The sequence below is a fragment of the Stenotrophomonas sp. TEPEL genome (genome assembly GCF_004348785.1).
Taxonomy (GTDB): Bacteria; Pseudomonadota; Gammaproteobacteria; order Xanthomonadales; family Xanthomonadaceae; genus Stenotrophomonas; species Stenotrophomonas indicatrix.
Window position 1 is genome coordinate 2,163,595 of sequence record NZ_QQXJ01000001.1, and the last position, 16,861, is coordinate 2,180,455.

Here is a 16,861-nt window from a genome sequence, read left to right on the forward strand (position 1 = left end):
GACATCGCGCATCGCCACGACGAATACAATGCCGGCATGACCCGTCAGCTGCCCTGGCGCCTGGCCGATGCGCCGGACGCCCCCTTCCCGCCGGCCGAGACAGCGCTGCGCCAACCCGATGGCCTGCTTGCGGTGGGCGGCGACCTGCATCCGCTGCGCCTGCTCAACGCCTATGCCGGCGGCATCTTTCCGTGGTTCAGCGAAGGCGAGCCGATCCTGTGGTGGTCGCCGGACCCGCGCGTGGTGTTCCGTACCGACGGCGTGCACTTGGGCAGCAGGTTCCGCCGGCAACTGCGCGGCAGCCGCTGGGAAGTGACCGCCGATACCGCCTTCAGCCAGGTGATGCGCGCCTGCGCCAGCGCGCCCCGCCCCGGCCAGGACGGCACCTGGATCAGCCCGGCGATGGTGGATGCCTACAGCCAGCTGCACGACCTGGGTTTCGCACATTCCTTCGAGGTGTGGGATCGGCAGACGCTGGTCGGCGGCATCTATGGCGTGGCCATCGGCGAGATGTTCTTTGGTGAAAGCATGTTCAGTGGCGAAAGTGGCGGCTCCAAGGTGGCGCTGGCCGCACTGGCACGCACGCTGCACGGCTGGGGTTGGCCGCTGATCGACGCGCAGGTGGAAAATCCGCATCTGCTGCGCATGGGCGCCGAGCACCTGCCGCGCGCGTCGTTCCTGCAGCAGGTCCGCAGTGCGGTGCAGGCGCCGGGCCGGGAAGGCGCCTGGACCCGGCTCGTCGGGCGCGTGCCGGCGGCGGATTTCGCCGGGGAATAACACAATCTTTGCAAGCTGGGCGTTTGACGCGTAAAATGCTGCGCCTTAGGCCCAGCGTGGCCGTTTTCTGAACCGCACAGGACTACATGTCGAAAGACGATTCCATCGAGTTCGAGGGCACCGTCAGCGAGACGCTGCCGAACACCACTTTCCGCGTTCGTCTGGAAAATGGGCACGAAATCATCGCCCACATCTCCGGCCGCATGCGCAAGAACTACATCCGCATCCTCACCGGTGACCGGGTCAAGGTTGAAATGACCCCGTACGACCTGACCAAGGGTCGTATCACCTACCGAATGAAGTAAGCGGCTGGCGCGTTGCGCCACCTCGACAAGGCCAGCCCTGGTTGCTGGCCTTTTGTCATGCCCGGAATCCGGCCCTGCCGGACGGCACCCTGACCGGATGCACCGTGACGTCGGTCAGCCATGCTTGCGGCAGATTCGCATTCGCAGCGGCGGCGTCATCGTGGCATCCGATCCAGTCCGGATCGCCATCCCCTGCCCCTGCCATGAACGTGACTTCCCTGCCCGCCGGCTTCGCCGCCCTGGTATTCAGCACTGCCGCCCTGATCGCACCCGCCGCCCAGGCCGCCGACACGCCGTCGGCAAGCGCCGGTGACAGCTGCATTTCCCTGAGTGAAGACCAGCAGATCGTCCGCGCCGGCGCCGATCGCGATGTGCTGCTGCGCAATGGTGACCAGCACTACCGCGTGGTGTTCAAGGCCTCCTGCAGCAGCGCCGTGACCTCGCGGCGGCTGGCATTTGAAACCCAAGGTGAAAGCAACCAGCTGTGCGGCGGCTCACGCAGCGCATTGAAGACCGACCGCGCCAGCTGCACGGTCGAGCGCGTTGAGCCCCTCGAAGCTGCCACCTTCCAGCGCATGGCCCGCCAGCGCAGCCGCTGAAGGCTGACACGACAAGGGCGGCCTGCGCCGCCCCTGTCGTTGCTGCCAGTGCCGGGCAATGCCCGGCACATCCTTACTCCACCGTGGCCGGCAACAGCCGTTCCGGCTCGGCCTGCGCCTCGACCACCAGCTCGTCGTTGCGCACGTCGATGCTGACCTTGCCGCCGTTGACCAGCTTGCCGAACAGCAGTTCGTCGGCCAGCGGGCGCTTGACCTTGTCCTGCAGCACCCGCGCCATCGGGCGGGCACCCATCAGCGGGTCGAAACCGTGCTGGGCCAGCCAGTCGCGCGCGGTCGGCGTGGCCGACAGGCTGACGTGCTTCTCCTGCAGCAGCATCTCCAGTTCGATCAGGAACTTGTCCACCACACGCAGGATGTGTTCGAAGCCCAGCGGCTGGAACTGCACCACCGCATCGAGGCGGTTACGGAATTCCGGGGTGAAGGCACGACGGATGGTCTCCATCGCATCGGTGGCGTGGTCCTGCTTGGTGAAACCGATCGAGCGCCGCGAGGCCTGCGCCGCGCCAGCGTTGGTGGTCATCACCAGTACCACGTTCTTGAAGTTGGCTTCGCGGCCGTTGGTGTCGGTCAGCACGCCACGGTCCATCACCTGCAACAGGATGTTGAAGATGTCCGGGTGCGCCTTCTCGATTTCATCCAGCAGCAGCACGCAGTGCGGCGTCTTGACGATCTTCTCGGTCAGCAGGCCACCCTGGTCGAAGCCGACGTAGCCCGGGGGCGCACCGATCAGGCGGCTGATCGAATGCGGCTCCATGTATTCGGACATGTCGAAACGGACCAGTTCGATGCCCAGCTGCAGCGCCAGCTGCTTGGTCACCTCGGTCTTGCCGACACCGGTGGGGCCGGCGAACAGGAAGTTGCCGATCGGCTTTTCCGGATTGCCCAGGCCCGAGCGTGCCAGCTTGATGGCCGACGCCAGGGTGCCGATGGCAGGATCCTGGCCGAAGATCACCATCTTCAGGTTGCGCTCCAGGTGCTGCAGCACATCCTTGTCGGTGGCGCTGACCTGCTTGGCCGGGATGCGCGCCATCTTGGCGACGATGGCCTCGACCTCCTCGACGTCGATCAACTCCTTGCGCTGGCCTTCCGGCATCAGGCGCTGGCGGGCACCGGCCTCATCGATCACGTCGATGGCCTTGTCCGGCAGCAGGCGATCGGCGATGTGCTTGACCGACAGGTCGACGGCGGCCTGCAGCGCCTCATCGGCATAGGTGACGCTGTGGTGGGCTTCGTACTTGGACTTCAGGCCCTGCAGGATCTCGTAGGTTTCGCCCACGGTCGGCTCGACGATATCGATCTTCTGGAAGCGACGGGCCAGCGCCCGGTCTTTCTCGAAAATGCCGCGGTATTCCTGGAAGGTGGTCGAGCCGATGCAGCGCAGCTCGCCCGACGCCAGTGCCGGCTTGATCAGGTTGGAGGCGTCCATGGTGCCGCCCGACGCCGAGCCGGCGCCGATGATGGTATGGATCTCGTCGATGAACAGCACCGCATTGGGCACCTTCTTCAACGCGGTCAGCACGCCCTTCAGGCGCTTTTCGAAGTCGCCACGGTATTTGGTACCGGCCACCAGCGCGCCGAGGTCGAGCGAATAGATGACCGCATCGGCCAGCACGTCCGGCACCGAACCCTCAACGATGCGTCGGGCCAGGCCCTCGGCAATCGCGGTCTTGCCGACGCCGGCCTCGCCCACGTACAGCGGGTTGTTCTTGCGGCGGCGGCACAGGACCTGGATGGTGCGCTCGATCTCGTCGGCACGGCCGACCAGCGGGTCGATGCGACCTGCTCGCGCCTGCTCGTTGAGATTGCTGGCGAACTCGGTCAGGGCATCGCCCTTGGGCTCCCCATCGCCCCCCTCCATGCGACCTTCACCCTCGGACGAAGACGGCTGCTCGCCCTCCTCGCCCAGCTTGGCGATGCCGTGGGACAGGTAGTTGACCACGTCCAGCCGGGTGACATCCTGCTGGTTGAGGTAATAGACCGCGTGGGAGTCCTTCTCGCCGAAGATGGCGACCAGCACGTTGGCGCCGGTGACCTCCTTCTTGCCGGAGGACTGCACGTGGTACACGGCCCGCTGCAGCACGCGCTGGAAGCCCAGCGTGGGCTGGGTATCGCGGCCGTCATCTTCGGCCAGGCGGGACACGGAGGCCTCGATGGCCTGCTCCAGCTCCTGGCGCAGGCGGTCGGCGTCGGCGCCACACGCCTTCAATACGGCCTGGGCGGACGGGTTGTCGAGCAGTGCCAACAGCAGGTGTTCGACCGTCATGAACTCATGTCGGGCCTCACGGGCGCGCTTGTAGCACTGGCCGATGGTGTGTTCGAGGTCTTTGCTGAACATGGATTACTCCGGCGGCAGTTGGAGACAATATGCGGCCTGACTACACGATTTCCATCACCCTAGCCGATTGCGACGTTCAGATGGCGTTAGCACTACCGAACGCCTGATCATCGTTCACTCCAGGACAGCCCACCCGCATGAGCGAACCCTACCTGAGCCGCTGGCGATTGCGACGTGATGGTCCTTCGATCCGTACCCCTCATGCCCGGCTCTGGCCGGTACTGACCGCCTCTGGCGAGGCGGCCATGTTGAAGGTGAGCACGGAGACAGAGGAACAGAACGGCCATCGCCTGCTGCGCTGGTGGAACGGCGACGGTGCCGCACGCCTGCTGGCCCACGAGGGGCCGGCGATCCTGATCGAACGGGCGCACGGCGATTCACTGCGGCAACGCTCGATCAAGGGCGAGGACGACGCCTGCACCATGATCCTGTGCCAGGTCCTGCAGCAGCTGCACCGGCCACGGAGCGCGCCACCAGAAGATCTGGTCTGCCTGCGTAGATGGTTCGCCGATCTGCTGCAACCAAGGGCACCGCTGCCGCCATTGCTGGAACAGTGCAGATCGCTGGCGATGGCACTGCTGGAGGACGAGCAGGAGATCCGGCCACTGCATGGCGACCTGCACCACGACAACGTGCTGGATTTCGGCGCGCGGGGCTGGCTGGCGATCGACCCGAAGCGGTTGCTGGGCGACCGCGCGTTCGACTACACCACGATGTTCAGCAACCCGGACCTGTGCGGGCCGGGGATCCATGTGGCTACACGGCCCGAGCGCTTCCACGCCCGGGTGGAACAGGTCTGCCGGCTGGCCGATCTCGAGCGCACGCGGCTGCTGCGCTGGATCGCGGGCAGTGCCGGCCTGTCAGCGGTGTGGTTCAGGGATGATGGTGACCCGGCCGACATCGATGAGGCGGTGGCCGTGATGGCCCTGCAGGCGCTGGCGGAGGCGTGACTCGAACCTGGCAGGTGCCCACCCTGGTGGGCACATCGCGCCAGGATCAGGCCTTTTCCATCGTGCACAGCAGCGGGTGCTGGTTCATCCGCGCGTACTCGTTGACCTGGGCCACCTTGGTTTCGGCCACTTCGCGGGTGAACACACCGCAGACGCCACGGCCACGGGTGTGGACGTGCAGCATCACCTGGGTGGCCTTGTCCAGGTCCATGTTGAAGAACTGCTGCAGGACGTCCACGACGAAATCCATCGGGGAGTAGTCGTCATTGAGCAGCATGACCTGATAGAAGGGCGGCGGCGCCACTTCCGGGCGCGCGGGCTCCACGGCAACGCCGTGCTCGTGGTGGGAATCGGGGGCGGACTCGCGAGGCATCTGCCGATTATAAGGGGTGCGACGGCCGTGCGCAGGCCCTGCGTGGAATGGACGGCACGGGCGCCCGCCGTCACAATTGCACCTTCCCACACACTTGGTTTCACAGGATCTTCATGAAAAGGACCCTTCTCTCCGCCCTGCTGATCGCCCTGGCTGCCGCGGGCACCGCTGGCGCTGCCACCACCACTGACAGCACCAAGGCCGACAAGGCCATTGCCCGTCATCTGGAAAAGCTGGGCTACACCTACGAGGTGGATGAAGACGGCGATTATCAGATGGTGTTCGATGTCGAAGGCGATCGCACCCAGATCGTCTATGTGCGCTCGTCGGTGGAAGACTTCGGCACCCACAACATCCGCGAGATCTGGTCGCCGGGCTACACCTCGCAGACCAAGCAGTTCCCGGTGGCCGTGGCCAACCGCCTGCTGGAAGATTCGCAGGACGCCAAGATGGGCGGCTGGGTGAAGCAGGAGTCGACAGCGATGTTCGTGGTGAAGATCGATGCCGACGCCACCTCCGACCAGCTCAGCGACGCCATCGATGCGGCCATCCGCACCGCCGATGCGATGGAGCTGGAGCTGACCAAGAAGGACGACCTCTGAGTTGAACACCTCGCCGGACCCGCGCTGGGCACCGCATGCAACCGTCGCCACCGTGGTGGTCGACGGTGGCAGGGTGCTGCTGGTGGAGGAAACCATCGAGGGCCGGCAGGTGCTGAACCAGCCGGCCGGGCATCTGGAGCCGGGTGAAAGCCTGGCCGAGGCTGCCCTGCGCGAGACCGTCGAGGAAACCGGCTGGACGGTGGAGCTGACCGCCTTCATCGGCTGCTACCAGTGGACTGCGGGTGACGGCACCCCGTTCCTGCGCTTCTGTTACGCCGCGCGCCCGGTCTCGCACGACCCGGCGCGGCCCTTGGATGCGGGCATCGATCGGGCGCTGTGGATGACCCCGGCCGAACTGCAGGCTGCCGCCGGACGCCAGCGCAGCCCGCTGGTCTGGCAGGTGCTGGCCGACTACCTGGCCGGCCAGCGCTACCCGCTTGCACTGGTCCGGGAGGTCGCATGAGCAGCCCACGGGTGATGGTTGGCGTGTCTGGCGGCGTGGATTCTTCCGTGGCTGCCTGGCGCCTGGTGCAGCAGGGCGAGGCCGTGGCCGGTCTGTTCATGCAGAACTGGGCCGACGACGGCAGCGGTGACTGCCGCGCCGAGGACGACCGCCGCGACGCGGTGGCTGTCTGCGGACTGCTGGGCATTCCGTTCCATTTCCGCGACTTCTCCAACGAATACTGGCAGGGGGTGTTCGAGCACTTCCTGGCCGAATATGCCGCCGGCCGCACGCCCAACCCGGACGTGCTGTGCAACCGCGAAGTGAAGTTCAAGCATTTCCTTGATGCGGCCCGCGAACTGGGCGCCGAGCGGATCGCCACCGGCCACTACGCGCGCATTGCCCAGCGCGGCCATCAGTGGCTGCTGCTGCGTGGCGCCGACCGTTCCAAGGACCAGAGCTACTTTCTGCACCAGTTGGGGCAGGAGCAGCTGGCGGCTACCCTGTTCCCGATTGGTGACCTGGAAAAGAGCGACCTGCGCCGGATTGCCCGCGACGTCAGCCTGCCGACCCACGCCAAGAAGGATTCCACCGGCATCTGCTTCATCGGCGAGCGCGATTTCCGTGAGTTCCTTGGGCGCTACCTGCCGGCCAAGGCTGGGCAGATCCTCGATCCCAGCGATGGCAGCGTGATCGCCGAACATCCTGGCGTCTTCTATTTCACCCTGGGCCAGCGCGAAGGCCTGAACATCGGCGGCGTGCGCGGCCGCCCTGCCGCGCCCTGGTATGTGGTCGGCAAGGATGTCGCCAGCAACGTCCTATACGTGGACCAGGACCGCGACAGCCCGTGGATGCTGTCCAACCGGCTGCGCTCGGAGACCGCGCACTGGATTGCCGGCGCACCACCGGCACGGCGTTTTGAATGCACCGCGCAGACCCGCTACCGCCAGCCCGATGAGCCGTGCACGGTGGATGTGCTGGACGATGGCAGCGTGCAGGTCACCTTCGCCCGGCCGCAGCGTGCAGTCACCCCCGGGCAATCCCTGGTGCTGTATGACGGTGAGGTCTGCCTGGGTGGCGCGGTGATCGCCGCCACCGACGCGCCGCTGGAACAGCGCCTGCGCACCACCCCTTCTCCTTTTGAGGTACTCGCTGCATGAGTTTCACTGTCGACGACCGCGTTCTGGCTTTGGCCGGCATTGCCCAGGCCCTGCAGCAGGTACGCCGTATCGCCGATACCGGCCACTCCGACGCCGCTGCCGTGCGCACTGCCGTGGACAGCGTGTTCCGCATCGATGCAGCCTCGCCGCAGGCGGTTTTTGGCGATCGGCACGCCCTGAAATCCGGCCTGCGCCTGCTGCACAATTATTTCCGCAGCCAGGGCCAGGACCCGATCCTGCCCAAGCTGGCCCTGTCGGTACTGCAGCTGGAGCGCCGCTTCGTGCAGGACGGCGCCACCGTGAACAAGGTCGCCTCGGGTATCGAGCGCGCGCAGCGCCAGGCCACCGAGCTGGGCGACAGCGGCCACCCCGATGTGCTGGCCGCGCTGGGCGGCCTGTATGCAGACACCATCAGCCACCTCAAGCCGCGGGTCATGGTGCAGGGCAACCCGCATTACCTGGGGCAGGCCGGCGTGGTGGCCGAGATCCGTGCGCTGCTGCTGGCCGCCGTGCGCGCCGCCGTACTGTGGCGGCAGCTGGGTGGCAGTTACTGGGACTTCCTGCTCAGCCGCAAGGCAATGGTCGAGGCCGTGGACCGGCAGCTGGCCTGAGGTCGGGGAGCCCGCTGGGCATGGCCCGGCGCCACTCTCGTGGCGCTCGGTCGGTAGCGCCGGGCCATGCCCGGCGGACGGCGCCGGAAATCCGGCGCATTCAGAGAGCACATCGACGTTAAAGAGAAAGGGGGTACGGCCGATACATCCTCCGTGCACCTCCCGAGAACGTCCATGTACTCACGCATTTTCATCCGTCTGGCCGCCCCCCTGGCTCTGACCCTGCTGCTCCCCTTCGCCATCGGTTTCGAATGGCCGGCCGCCCTGCGTTGGGCGATCCTGACCACGATGACGCTGAGCTGGCTCGGCTTTGCGTGGTGGACCGCCCGCGCCCAGGCGCACCGTTCCCCGGAACATGCCCGGGTCCTGCGTGAGCAGGACCAGCTGCTGACCGAACTGCGCAACTTCGTCGGCAACGAGATCGACGGTTCGCGTGGCGAAGTGGAACGCGCCCGCGACCTGATCCGCCAGGCCGTCTCCAGCCTCGGCGGCAGCTTCGATGCCATGAACCGCAAGTCGCGCCAGCAGAGCCAGGCCCTGTCACGCATCGTCGACCGCGCCGGTGACGAAGGCGGCGCCGGCCTCGACGTTGCCCGTTTCGCCCAGCACGCCAGCCACCGCATGGAACAGCTGGTGGAAGCGCTGGAACAGGTCAGCGGCCAGAGCAGCACCACCGTGCAGCACATCGACCAGATGGCGCAGCACCTGGATGGCATCTTCGCGCTGCTGGAAGACGTCAAGTCGATTGCCGACCAGACCAACCTCCTGGCTCTGAACGCTGCCATCGAAGCTGCGCGTGCCGGTGAAGCCGGTCGTGGTTTCGCCGTGGTTGCCGACGAGGTCCGCAACCTGTCCGAGCGTTCGACCACCTTCAACGAGCAGATCCGCAAGCTGGCGCACAGCTCCAAGGATGCCATCGCCAAGGTCCGCGAGACGGTTTCGCACATGGCCTCGCGCGATATGGACCGCTCCCGTGAAGCGCGCCAGGAAGCGGCGGCGATGCTGGACAACGTGGCCCAGATCAACGCTTCGCTGGGTGACGGCATGCGCGAAGTGTCGGACTGCGCGCGCTCGATCGACGGCAGCGTCGCCGAAGCCGTGCGCGCCCTGCAGTTCGAGGACATCGCCACCCAGGCCCTGGGCGGCGTGCATACCCACCTGGACCGCCTGACCGCGATCAATCGCGAAGCGGTGGCCCTGCAGGAACTGCTGCATCGCAATGGCGGCGTGTTCGATGAAGAAATCGCCTCTGCCCTGCAGCGCACCGGCAACCGCCTGCGCGAACTGCGCAGCGAATGGGAGCGCCCGCCGCACAAGCCTGTTGCCCAGCAGAGCATGGGCGCCGGTACGGTCGAGCTGTTCTGATCCTGATGTCCGCTGCCACGTCCGGCAGCGTGCGAGGCCCCGGTTCTGCCGGGGCCTTTGCGTGTGACCCGCCTTTGGATGCATCCTGCAAGCGCACCATGACCCTGATCCGCGCCCTGCCCCCGATCAACGAGAACGAGCGCCCGCGCAATGCGGACGTACGTGAGCAGCTGCGCCAGCTGGAAGCGGTGGCCCGCGAAGAAATCCAGGAGCTGCAGAAACTGGCCGACGCGCGCCCTGCCCCACCGGCGGCCGGCGATGACGTGCTGGGCCTGGCGTGGGACCTCGGGTTGGATGGGGAAGCCTTGAGGTAGATCCACGCCATGCGTGGATGCAACTGCCCACGTGGCATGATGCGCCGGTCCCGTTCATGGAAGACCGATGGCCATCGCCCTGATCGCATTGCTGCTGATCGAAGTCCTGCTGCAGGTCCTGTGGGCGCCGTTCTTCTTCCGCACCGGCATCACGCTGTTCAACCGGCGCGTCGCCGCTACGCCGGCAGAGCTGGCGCAGCTTTCATTGGCCGGGCTTGAGCATGACCTGCCGGCCGATACCTGGCTCCGCCTGGTATTCCGCGCGCTGCCGGACGGCAGCGTCGCCTTTCGCGAGAGCTTCGCGCCGAGCGTTGGCCGTCGCTACTTTCCGCTGATGCGCGGGCGGGTGATGATCGATGCACGGCGCAGGGAGGTGCGGGTGATCGGGCTGTGCAGCTGGTTCGCGCTGGGCCTGACACTGATGCTGGTGCCGGTCATCCTCGTCCGACCCGCTGCGTGGCCGATGCTGGTGGCCCTGGTGCTGTTCTACATGGGCTATTTCATCCAGCGCCGACGCTATGCAGAGGTGGTCGAAGCGGTACGCGCACGGCTTCGCTCCGAATTTCCGCAGCGACTGGTTACCGCGCCGCAGTAGATCCACGCCATGCGTGGATGGATCCACCAGAGCCATACAGTTTCGGATTGTTTGCATGGACCTCGGCCAACCCGCCGTTCATCGTGACATGCCGATTCCGGCTCTGATCAGACTGTCGCCCGATGTCCAGCACAGCCCTCTGCCTTTCAGTTGCCTTGCAGCTTCCGGCACCCCCTCACCCATTGACCATGGATCCCGATTCCCTGGAGGCGCTTCAGCAGGCGCTGCAGACATTTGGAGAGTTCCAACAGCCCTACTCCGCTCCGATCGATCCGTACGATCCTGACGCAGGCGTGATCGACGCAGCGGTCGAGGTGGCCGCGGGGTGCGTGCACGACGGTCCGCCAGTCATCATCCTTGACGATGATGCCGATGAGGCACTGCAGCGCTATCTGGTGCTGGAGGAGTCGTGGCACGGCCTTCCAGCTGGCGCCTTGTTTCTTGTCTCAGGAAGCAAAGCAACCGCCATTCCATCCCACGAATCGACCCCGCAGCTTGCACACGCCGAGGCGATGCTGACGTTCCTGCACTATCTGTCAATCGGCTTCGACGGAAATGCGCTGGCCGCCCAAGGCATGGGAGCGCAACCAGCGGGCATTGAATCCGACGCGTTCATGCAGAGCTTCACCGTGAGCTCCAAAGGCGAGGCGGTTCCCGAGGCAACTCTTGCGGCATGGGAAGGCGTCTTGCCTGACCTGCTGCTGGCGCTGTGGCGACGCGACGGGTTCGCACGCTATCGCGACGACAGGCTCGTCATGGTCGATCCCCACCTGTATGCGGGGGTTGTCGAAACCTACCTGCAGGGCAATCCGCTGCAGCACGCCGATACATTTCACGCCTACGCTGTGACCGCTTTCGGCCAGATTCTGTTGTGTGGGGAGAATACCGCCGTGCAGATCAGCATCGACCCGCACGGCGCACAGGTTTCGGCGGACTCGGATGTACCGGGCCCCGCCGATGCAGCGGAACGCTACTGGAAACTGGCCTTCCTGCTGGACGTCTTGGATGGGCCTTATCTTGACGTCACCGACGAAGAGGAGCGGCCCTTGTATGCGCATGCACTCGATTCCCTGGGGCCTCTGGCTCCGAACGAGATTTACAGTTTCTCGCCCGCGGTTGTCGAAGGCGGCTGGGAGGCAGCGCACCTGGTCAAGCGGGATCGTCTCGCTGAACTGAAATCACTTGCCGAGCAGACAGCAGCGAGGCGGTCCTTCCGGCCCGATGCTGAATACAGGTAAATCCGCGCTGTGCATAGCTGATCGCGATCTCAGGCATCCATGCCGACCAACGGTCGGCACCTACCATTCCAGGCTCCGGTGGATCCACGCCATGCGTGGAGGATCGCGCGTGCAGGCATCAGTGCCGACCAAGGTCGGCACCCACCAGAGCAGGGTCGCGGCGCCTCAGCGCGCCAGCATCACTTCGCTGGCGGCATCGGCGCAGCCTGGTGCGAGGTGCTGCTGACGCAACCATTGCGCCAGGTCGCGCGGTGTGAGCGGGCGCGAGTACAGGTAGCCCTGGATCTCGTCGCAGCCCTGGCGGCGCAGCATGTCTTCTTCCTGGTGCGTTTCCACGCCCTCGGCCACCACCTTCATGCCCAGGGCGTGACCAAGATGGACGATGGCCTGGGTCACCTCGGCGGTGCCCGAATCATGCAGCATGCCCTGCACGAAGCTGCGGTCGATCTTCAGGCGGCCGACCGGGAAACGATTGAGGTAATTGAGGTTGGAGAAGCCGGTACCGAAGTCATCCACCGCCAGCGGCACCCCGTGCCGTTCCAGCACATCGAAGCAGTGGCGCAGGATGTCGGTGTCACGGATCAACGCCGATTCGGTCAGTTCCAGTTCCAGCCGCTGCGGTGGCCAGCCATGCGCGTGGCAGATCTCGATCACACGCTCGGCAAAGCCACGATCACGCAGCTGCACCGCCGACACGTTTACGGCAATGCGCTCGAAATGCAGGCCGGCACGATCCCACGCGGCTGCCTGGCGACAGGCTTCGGACAATACCCAGTCGCCGATGCGGACGATTTCGCCGCACTTTTCGGCGATCGGAATGAATTCTGCCGGGCTGCAGTAGCCGATGCCCGGGCGATGCCAGCGCAGCAACGCCTCGATTGCCGGCGGCTCGCCGTGATGGGCGTGCAGCAGTGGCTGATAGGCCAAGCTGAACTCGTCGCGCTCGATGGCGCCGTGGAGGCCGTGCTCGATCTCCAGCCGGCGCTGGATCCGCGCCAGCGCGTCCTGGCTGTAGTACTGATAGGTATTGCGACCGGCTTCCTTGGCCGCGTACATCGCCGCGTCGGCAGCGCGCAGCAGTGAGTCGAAGTCGGTCTGGCTCTCTCCAAGCATGGCGATGCCCACGCTGGCGCCCACTTTCAAGGTGGTGTCGCCACGGCGCAGCGGCTCGGCCAGCGAATTGATCAGCTTGCGCGCCACATGCCCGGCATCTTCCGGTTCGGCCAGGTCGCGCAGCACCACGATGAACTCGTCGCCGCTGAAGCGGCCGAACAGGTCGTTGTTGCGCAGGTTCTGGTGCAGCCGGGTGGCGGCGGCCTTCAGCAGCGCATCGCCGGTGGCGTGGCCGAAGCTGTCGTTGATGTTCTTGAAGCCGTCCAGGTCGATGAACAGCATCGCCAGCGAGGTCCCGCGATCGCGCGCCTCCTCGATGGCTTCGGAGGTCTGCTCGCCCAGCAGCACCCGGTTGGGCAGTCCGGTCAGCAGATCGTAGTGGGCAAGCAGTTCAATCCGCTCGTTCGCTTCGCGCTCGCGGGTGATGTCACGGAACAGGACCACGAAGCGCGGCGGCAGGCCATCACGACGGTCCAGTTCGATCAGCACCTGCACCCATACGCGCAACCCGGACTGGCGGTAGAAGCACAGATCCAGCTGCTCGGGCAGGCCGCCACCGGCGATCCGCCCCAGCGCCGCTTCGAACGCCGCACGTGAATCCTCGGCGTACAGTGCCAGCGCCTGGTCGAGGGTGATCGGCTCCTTGCGCAGGCCGTGGATGCGATAGCACTCCTCGGTCCATTGCATGTTGCGCGTCGCCACTTCGATCTCGCAACCACCGATGCGACCCAGCGCGGACACGCGGTTGAGCAGTTCGGTACGCCAGCGGATGAGGGCGTCGGTCTGATGCTGTTCGGTGATGTTCTGCACCTGCCCCAGCAGGCGCTTGGGCTGCCCGTCCATGTCCAGCAATGGTTGCATCCACAACCGCAGGTGCTGCGAGGACCCGTTGCCACGGGTCAAGTCCAGTTCGAGGTTGGCGGCCCGTCCCTCGCGCCACAGGCGCCGCCAGGCCGCACGCAGTGCACCGCGTGAGCGCGGGTGCAGCTGCTTGAGCCAGCGTCGCTGCCCCGGGATGCTGTCCTGCTGCAGTGCCAGCAGCGAGCGCAGTTCCGGCGACCACCAGAACTGGCGGCTGTGCGGATCGAACGACCAGCTGCCCATGCTGGCGATGCGCTGGGCTTCGCGCAGATGCAGCTGTTGCTCCTGCAGCAGGGCTTCCAGCTGCTTCTGCTGCTCGATGTCGGTATGGGTGCCGACCATGCGCAGCGGCTGGCCATCGGCGGTACGGGCCACCACCCGGCCGCGGTCCAGCACCCATCGCCACTGGCCATCGGCCTGGCGGAAGCGGAACTGGGCACTGTACTGCTCACTGCCGCCGTGCAGGTGTTCATCCAGCGCGGCGCGCGCCTGGGTGATGTCGTCGGCGTGCACGCGCGCCAGCATCTGGGTGGCCGTTTCCTCGCCCATCGCGGGCGTGCGCGCCACCCGGTCGCTGGGGATGTCCCAGTCCCACAGGCTGTGGCCGGCGCTGTCCAGTGCAAGCTCCCAGCGACCGCCGCCATCAACCGGCACCGGCTCGGGCACGCTGAGGGTGAAGGCGAGCAGATTGCCGCTGCCGTCATGCACGGCGCGCAGGTGGCCATCGTAATGGCCGCGCGGGCCGCCCGGCAGCGTGCAGGCGACGATGCCACCGTCGGCGGCCAGCAGGCGCAGGTCTTCCAGCATCGGCGCGTAGGCGGCCACCGTGGCCGGCAGGCCATGCTCGCGCGCAGCCGGATTGGCCGCGAGCGGGCGCCCGCTGCGGTCGACGATGACCAGCGCCGAGGCGAGCGGATGCTGCAGCAGGCTGGCGATGATCCCTTGGTCCACGCGATCTTGCTCCGGATGAAACGCCCGACAGCGGGGCACGCAGTGGTTAACGGCGCCTGCGGCGGATAATTGAGTGGCCAGGGCACAGCTGCGCGGTAAGATGGCCAGCACCCCTTCTTCCCTGCCCGCCTCCCTGCCCTGTCCATGCCCGTAGAACCGACCGGCACCGCCCCTGTTCCCGACCCGCGGATGGCGCAGGCGCTGGGGCGCGACCGTCGGCGCATCGTGCTGAGCTACCTGGCGATGGCGCTGGCCTGGATGATCGCCACCGACGGCGCGGTGACCACGCTGGTGCCCGACCCGCAGCAGGCGGCGCTCTGGCAGAGCATGAAGGGCGCGTTCTTCGCTTTGGCCAGCGCGGGCCTGCTGTACCTGCTGCTGCGGCCGCTGGCCGAGCACGTGCTGCACACCCATGCGCGCCTGCAGGCCTCCGAACTGCGCCTGCGGCAGATGTTCGAGGGCAACCCGGGCCCGATCCTGGTGTATGACCTGGACAGCCTGGCCATCCTCGATGCCAATCCGGCCGCCTGCAGCACCTTCGGCTGGGACCGCGAGGCGCTTCTGGCGCAGACCATCGACGTGCTCTGGCCACCCGGCCAGGACCAGGCGTTGCAGACCAAGCTGGAGGAGATCCGCGGCGCGCCCGAGCAGCTGTGCATCCTGCGCGCGCAGTTGCAGCTGCGAGATGGCAGCCTGCGGCAGATGGAACTGCGTTCGAACGCGATCGACTACGACGGTCACACCGCGCGCCTGCTGATCGCCATCGACCGCACCGCCGAAGACCTGGCGCAGCTGCGGCGCGACCAGGCATTGGCCCGCGTGGAAGAAGCCCACGAGCTGGCCCGGATCGGCGCGTGGGAGCTGGACCCGTCCACCGGCCAGGGCCGTTACTCCAACCAGGTCTATCGCCTGCTGGGCCGTCGTCCGCCCGAGGCGCGACGCTGGCATCGTTTCGACGAGCTGCTGGTGGCAGCCGACCCGGCCACGGCCGCACAGACCGACCAGGTGCTGGCCGAGCTGTGCTCGGGTGAGCAGGTGCAGGTGGACGTGCTGCTGCCGGTACTGGCAATGGATGGCCGTGCGCTGATGGTGCACCTGCGCGCCGCCAGCGGTGTGGATGAAGCCGGCCGTGACCGGATACTGGGCACGTTGCAGGACGTGACCGAGCGCGAGCAGTCGCGGCGCCTGTTGCGCGAACGCGAAGAGCAGTTCCGCGAGCTGGTGCGGGTGCTGCCCGATGGCGTGGTGATCCTGTCCGACGAACATGTGCTGTATGCCAATGCGTGGGCGGCCGGCCTGTTCGGCTACGGCAGCCATACGCTGCTGGGCGAGCCGCTGTCGGCCCTGGTGGCAGGCGGCGACCTGGCCCGGATGCGCGCGCAGATGCGCGCTGGGCAGCCGCAGCACAGCCCGGGCCACAGCAGCGTGGTGGCCATGCAGCGCGCCGATGGCCGCAGCTTCCAGGCTGGCATTGCGGTGGGCGACGTGCGCTACGGCGGCCGCGACTGCAAGCTGCTGATCGTGCGCGACCTGAGTGAATCCGAACAGACCCGAAGCGCGCTGGAGACCAGCAACCGCGAGCTGCAGGCGATGGCCGGCCGCCTGTTCTCGCTGCAGGAGGACGAGCGCCGGGCGATCTCGCGCGACCTGCACGATGACATCGGCCAGGCGATCACCGCGATCAAGCTGTCGGCCTATGCGGCGCAGGACGAGGACGATGCGCAGCGGCGCGGCGAGGACCTGGCGCAGATCGTCAGCCTGGCCGATACCACCGTTGCCAAACTGCGCGACATCTCCACCCTGCTGCGGCCGCCGCAGCTGGATGCACTGGGCCTGGAAGCGGCATTGAGCTGGCAGGCGCGCGTGCTGTTCCGCTCATCCACCGTCGAGCTGCAGGCCGAGATCGAATCGCTGCCCACGCGCCCGGACAACAGCATCGAGCAGGCCTGCTTCCGCATCGCCCAGGAAAGCCTGACCAATGCACTGCGCCACGCACGCGCCAGCCAGGTGGTGCTGCAGCTGCGCGACGTCGACCAGCGCGGGCTGCACCTGATGATCCGTGACGATGGCGAGGGGTTCGACCCGGATGGCCCGCGCGGCCTGGGCCTGATCGTGATGCGCGAGCGTGCGCAGAGCGTGGGCGGCCACGTGCGGATCGAGTCGGCGCACGGCGCCGGCACCCTTGTCGATGTGCACCTTCCTTACCAGGCCGCTGTTACGGCGGCCGTCGAGTCAGCGGAATACTGAGC

At 66.7% G+C, this 16,861-nt stretch carries 16 protein-coding genes; 13 read left to right on the plus strand and 3 right to left on the minus strand.

Annotation, left to right across the window (positions count from 1 at the left end):
- Window positions 1-36: 36 nt before the first annotated feature.
- The 3 genes from aat to TEP_RS09745 all read left to right on the plus strand — a co-directional run bounded on the left by aat (window position 37) and on the right by TEP_RS09745 (window position 1,681).
- Complete coding sequence (gene aat, locus TEP_RS09735; RefSeq protein ID WP_132826499.1) at window positions 37-777, plus strand: leucyl/phenylalanyl-tRNA--protein transferase; 741 nt, start codon at window positions 37-39, stop codon at window positions 775-777.
- 86 nt (window positions 778-863) lie between these two features.
- On the plus strand, window positions 864-1,082 hold the full coding sequence (gene infA, locus TEP_RS09740; RefSeq protein WP_005409596.1) for a translation initiation factor IF-1: 219 nt from the start codon (window positions 864-866) through the stop codon (window positions 1,080-1,082).
- A 203-nt stretch (window positions 1,083-1,285) separates the two neighbouring features.
- Complete coding sequence (locus tag TEP_RS09745) at window positions 1,286-1,681, plus strand: hypothetical protein (protein WP_132825155.1); 396 nt, start codon at window positions 1,286-1,288, stop codon at window positions 1,679-1,681.
- 73 nt (window positions 1,682-1,754) lie between these two features.
- Here the strand turns inward: TEP_RS09745 and clpA are convergent, their stop codons facing one another.
- On the minus strand, window positions 1,755-4,037 hold the full coding sequence (gene clpA, locus TEP_RS09750; RefSeq protein ID WP_132825156.1) for an ATP-dependent Clp protease ATP-binding subunit ClpA: 2,283 nt from the start codon (window positions 4,035-4,037) through the stop codon (window positions 1,755-1,757).
- Between the two features lie 137 nt (window positions 4,038-4,174).
- Here clpA and TEP_RS09755 point away from each other — a divergent pair, with 137 nt between their 5' ends.
- Complete coding sequence (locus TEP_RS09755) at window positions 4,175-4,987, plus strand: APH(6) family putative aminoglycoside O-phosphotransferase (protein ID WP_132825157.1); 813 nt, start codon at window positions 4,175-4,177, stop codon at window positions 4,985-4,987.
- A gap of 46 nt (window positions 4,988-5,033) precedes the next feature.
- Here the strand turns inward: TEP_RS09755 and clpS are convergent, their stop codons facing one another.
- Window positions 5,034-5,360, minus strand: coding sequence for an ATP-dependent Clp protease adapter ClpS (gene clpS, locus TEP_RS09760; protein WP_025879127.1), 327 nt, complete (start codon window positions 5,358-5,360; stop codon window positions 5,034-5,036).
- A 113-nt stretch (window positions 5,361-5,473) separates the two neighbouring features.
- Between clpS and TEP_RS09765 the strand changes: the two genes are divergently transcribed.
- The 8 genes from TEP_RS09765 (at window position 5,474) to TEP_RS09800 (ending at window position 11,687) form a co-directional block, all read left to right on the plus strand.
- Window positions 5,474-5,962, plus strand: a complete 489-nt coding sequence (locus TEP_RS09765) for a hypothetical protein (protein WP_132825158.1) — start codon at window positions 5,474-5,476, stop codon at window positions 5,960-5,962.
- Between the two features lies 1 nt (window position 5,963).
- On the plus strand, window positions 5,964-6,425 hold the full coding sequence (locus TEP_RS09770; protein ID WP_025879125.1) for an NUDIX hydrolase: 462 nt from the start codon (window positions 5,964-5,966) through the stop codon (window positions 6,423-6,425).
- On the plus strand, window positions 6,422-7,564 hold the full coding sequence (mnmA, locus tag TEP_RS09775; protein ID WP_132825159.1) for a tRNA 2-thiouridine(34) synthase MnmA: 1,143 nt from the start codon (window positions 6,422-6,424) through the stop codon (window positions 7,562-7,564). Before TEP_RS09770 ends, mnmA begins: the two co-directional genes overlap by 4 nt.
- Window positions 7,561-8,175: a high frequency lysogenization protein HflD gene (gene hflD, locus TEP_RS09780; RefSeq protein ID WP_093818272.1), complete on the plus strand. Its 615-nt coding sequence runs from the start codon at window positions 7,561-7,563 to the stop codon at window positions 8,173-8,175. Before mnmA ends, hflD begins: the two co-directional genes overlap by 4 nt.
- A 174-nt stretch (window positions 8,176-8,349) precedes the next feature.
- Window positions 8,350-9,540, plus strand: a complete 1,191-nt coding sequence (locus TEP_RS09785; protein ID WP_093818271.1) for a methyl-accepting chemotaxis protein — start codon at window positions 8,350-8,352, stop codon at window positions 9,538-9,540.
- 98 nt (window positions 9,541-9,638) lie between these two features.
- On the plus strand, window positions 9,639-9,854 hold the full coding sequence (locus TEP_RS09790) for a hypothetical protein (RefSeq protein ID WP_132825160.1): 216 nt from the start codon (window positions 9,639-9,641) through the stop codon (window positions 9,852-9,854).
- 67 nt (window positions 9,855-9,921) lie between these two features.
- The gene (locus tag TEP_RS09795; protein WP_132825161.1) at window positions 9,922-10,449 is read left to right on the plus strand and encodes a hypothetical protein; all 528 of its coding nucleotides are present in this window, start codon (window positions 9,922-9,924) and stop codon (window positions 10,447-10,449) included.
- 188 nt (window positions 10,450-10,637) lie between these two features.
- Window positions 10,638-11,687: a GAD-like domain-containing protein gene (locus TEP_RS09800; protein WP_165933913.1), complete on the plus strand. Its 1,050-nt coding sequence runs from the start codon at window positions 10,638-10,640 to the stop codon at window positions 11,685-11,687.
- Window positions 11,688-11,852: 165 nt separating this feature from the next.
- Here TEP_RS09800 and TEP_RS09805 read toward each other — a convergent pair whose 3' ends face one another.
- Window positions 11,853-14,612: an EAL domain-containing protein gene (locus TEP_RS09805; RefSeq protein WP_132825163.1), complete on the minus strand. Its 2,760-nt coding sequence runs from the start codon at window positions 14,610-14,612 to the stop codon at window positions 11,853-11,855.
- Window positions 14,613-14,756: 144 nt separating this feature from the next.
- Between TEP_RS09805 and TEP_RS09810 the strand changes: the two genes are divergently transcribed.
- Window positions 14,757-16,859, plus strand: coding sequence for a PAS domain-containing sensor histidine kinase (locus TEP_RS09810; RefSeq protein ID WP_132825164.1), 2,103 nt, complete (start codon window positions 14,757-14,759; stop codon window positions 16,857-16,859).
- Window positions 16,860-16,861 lie beyond the last annotated feature (2 nt).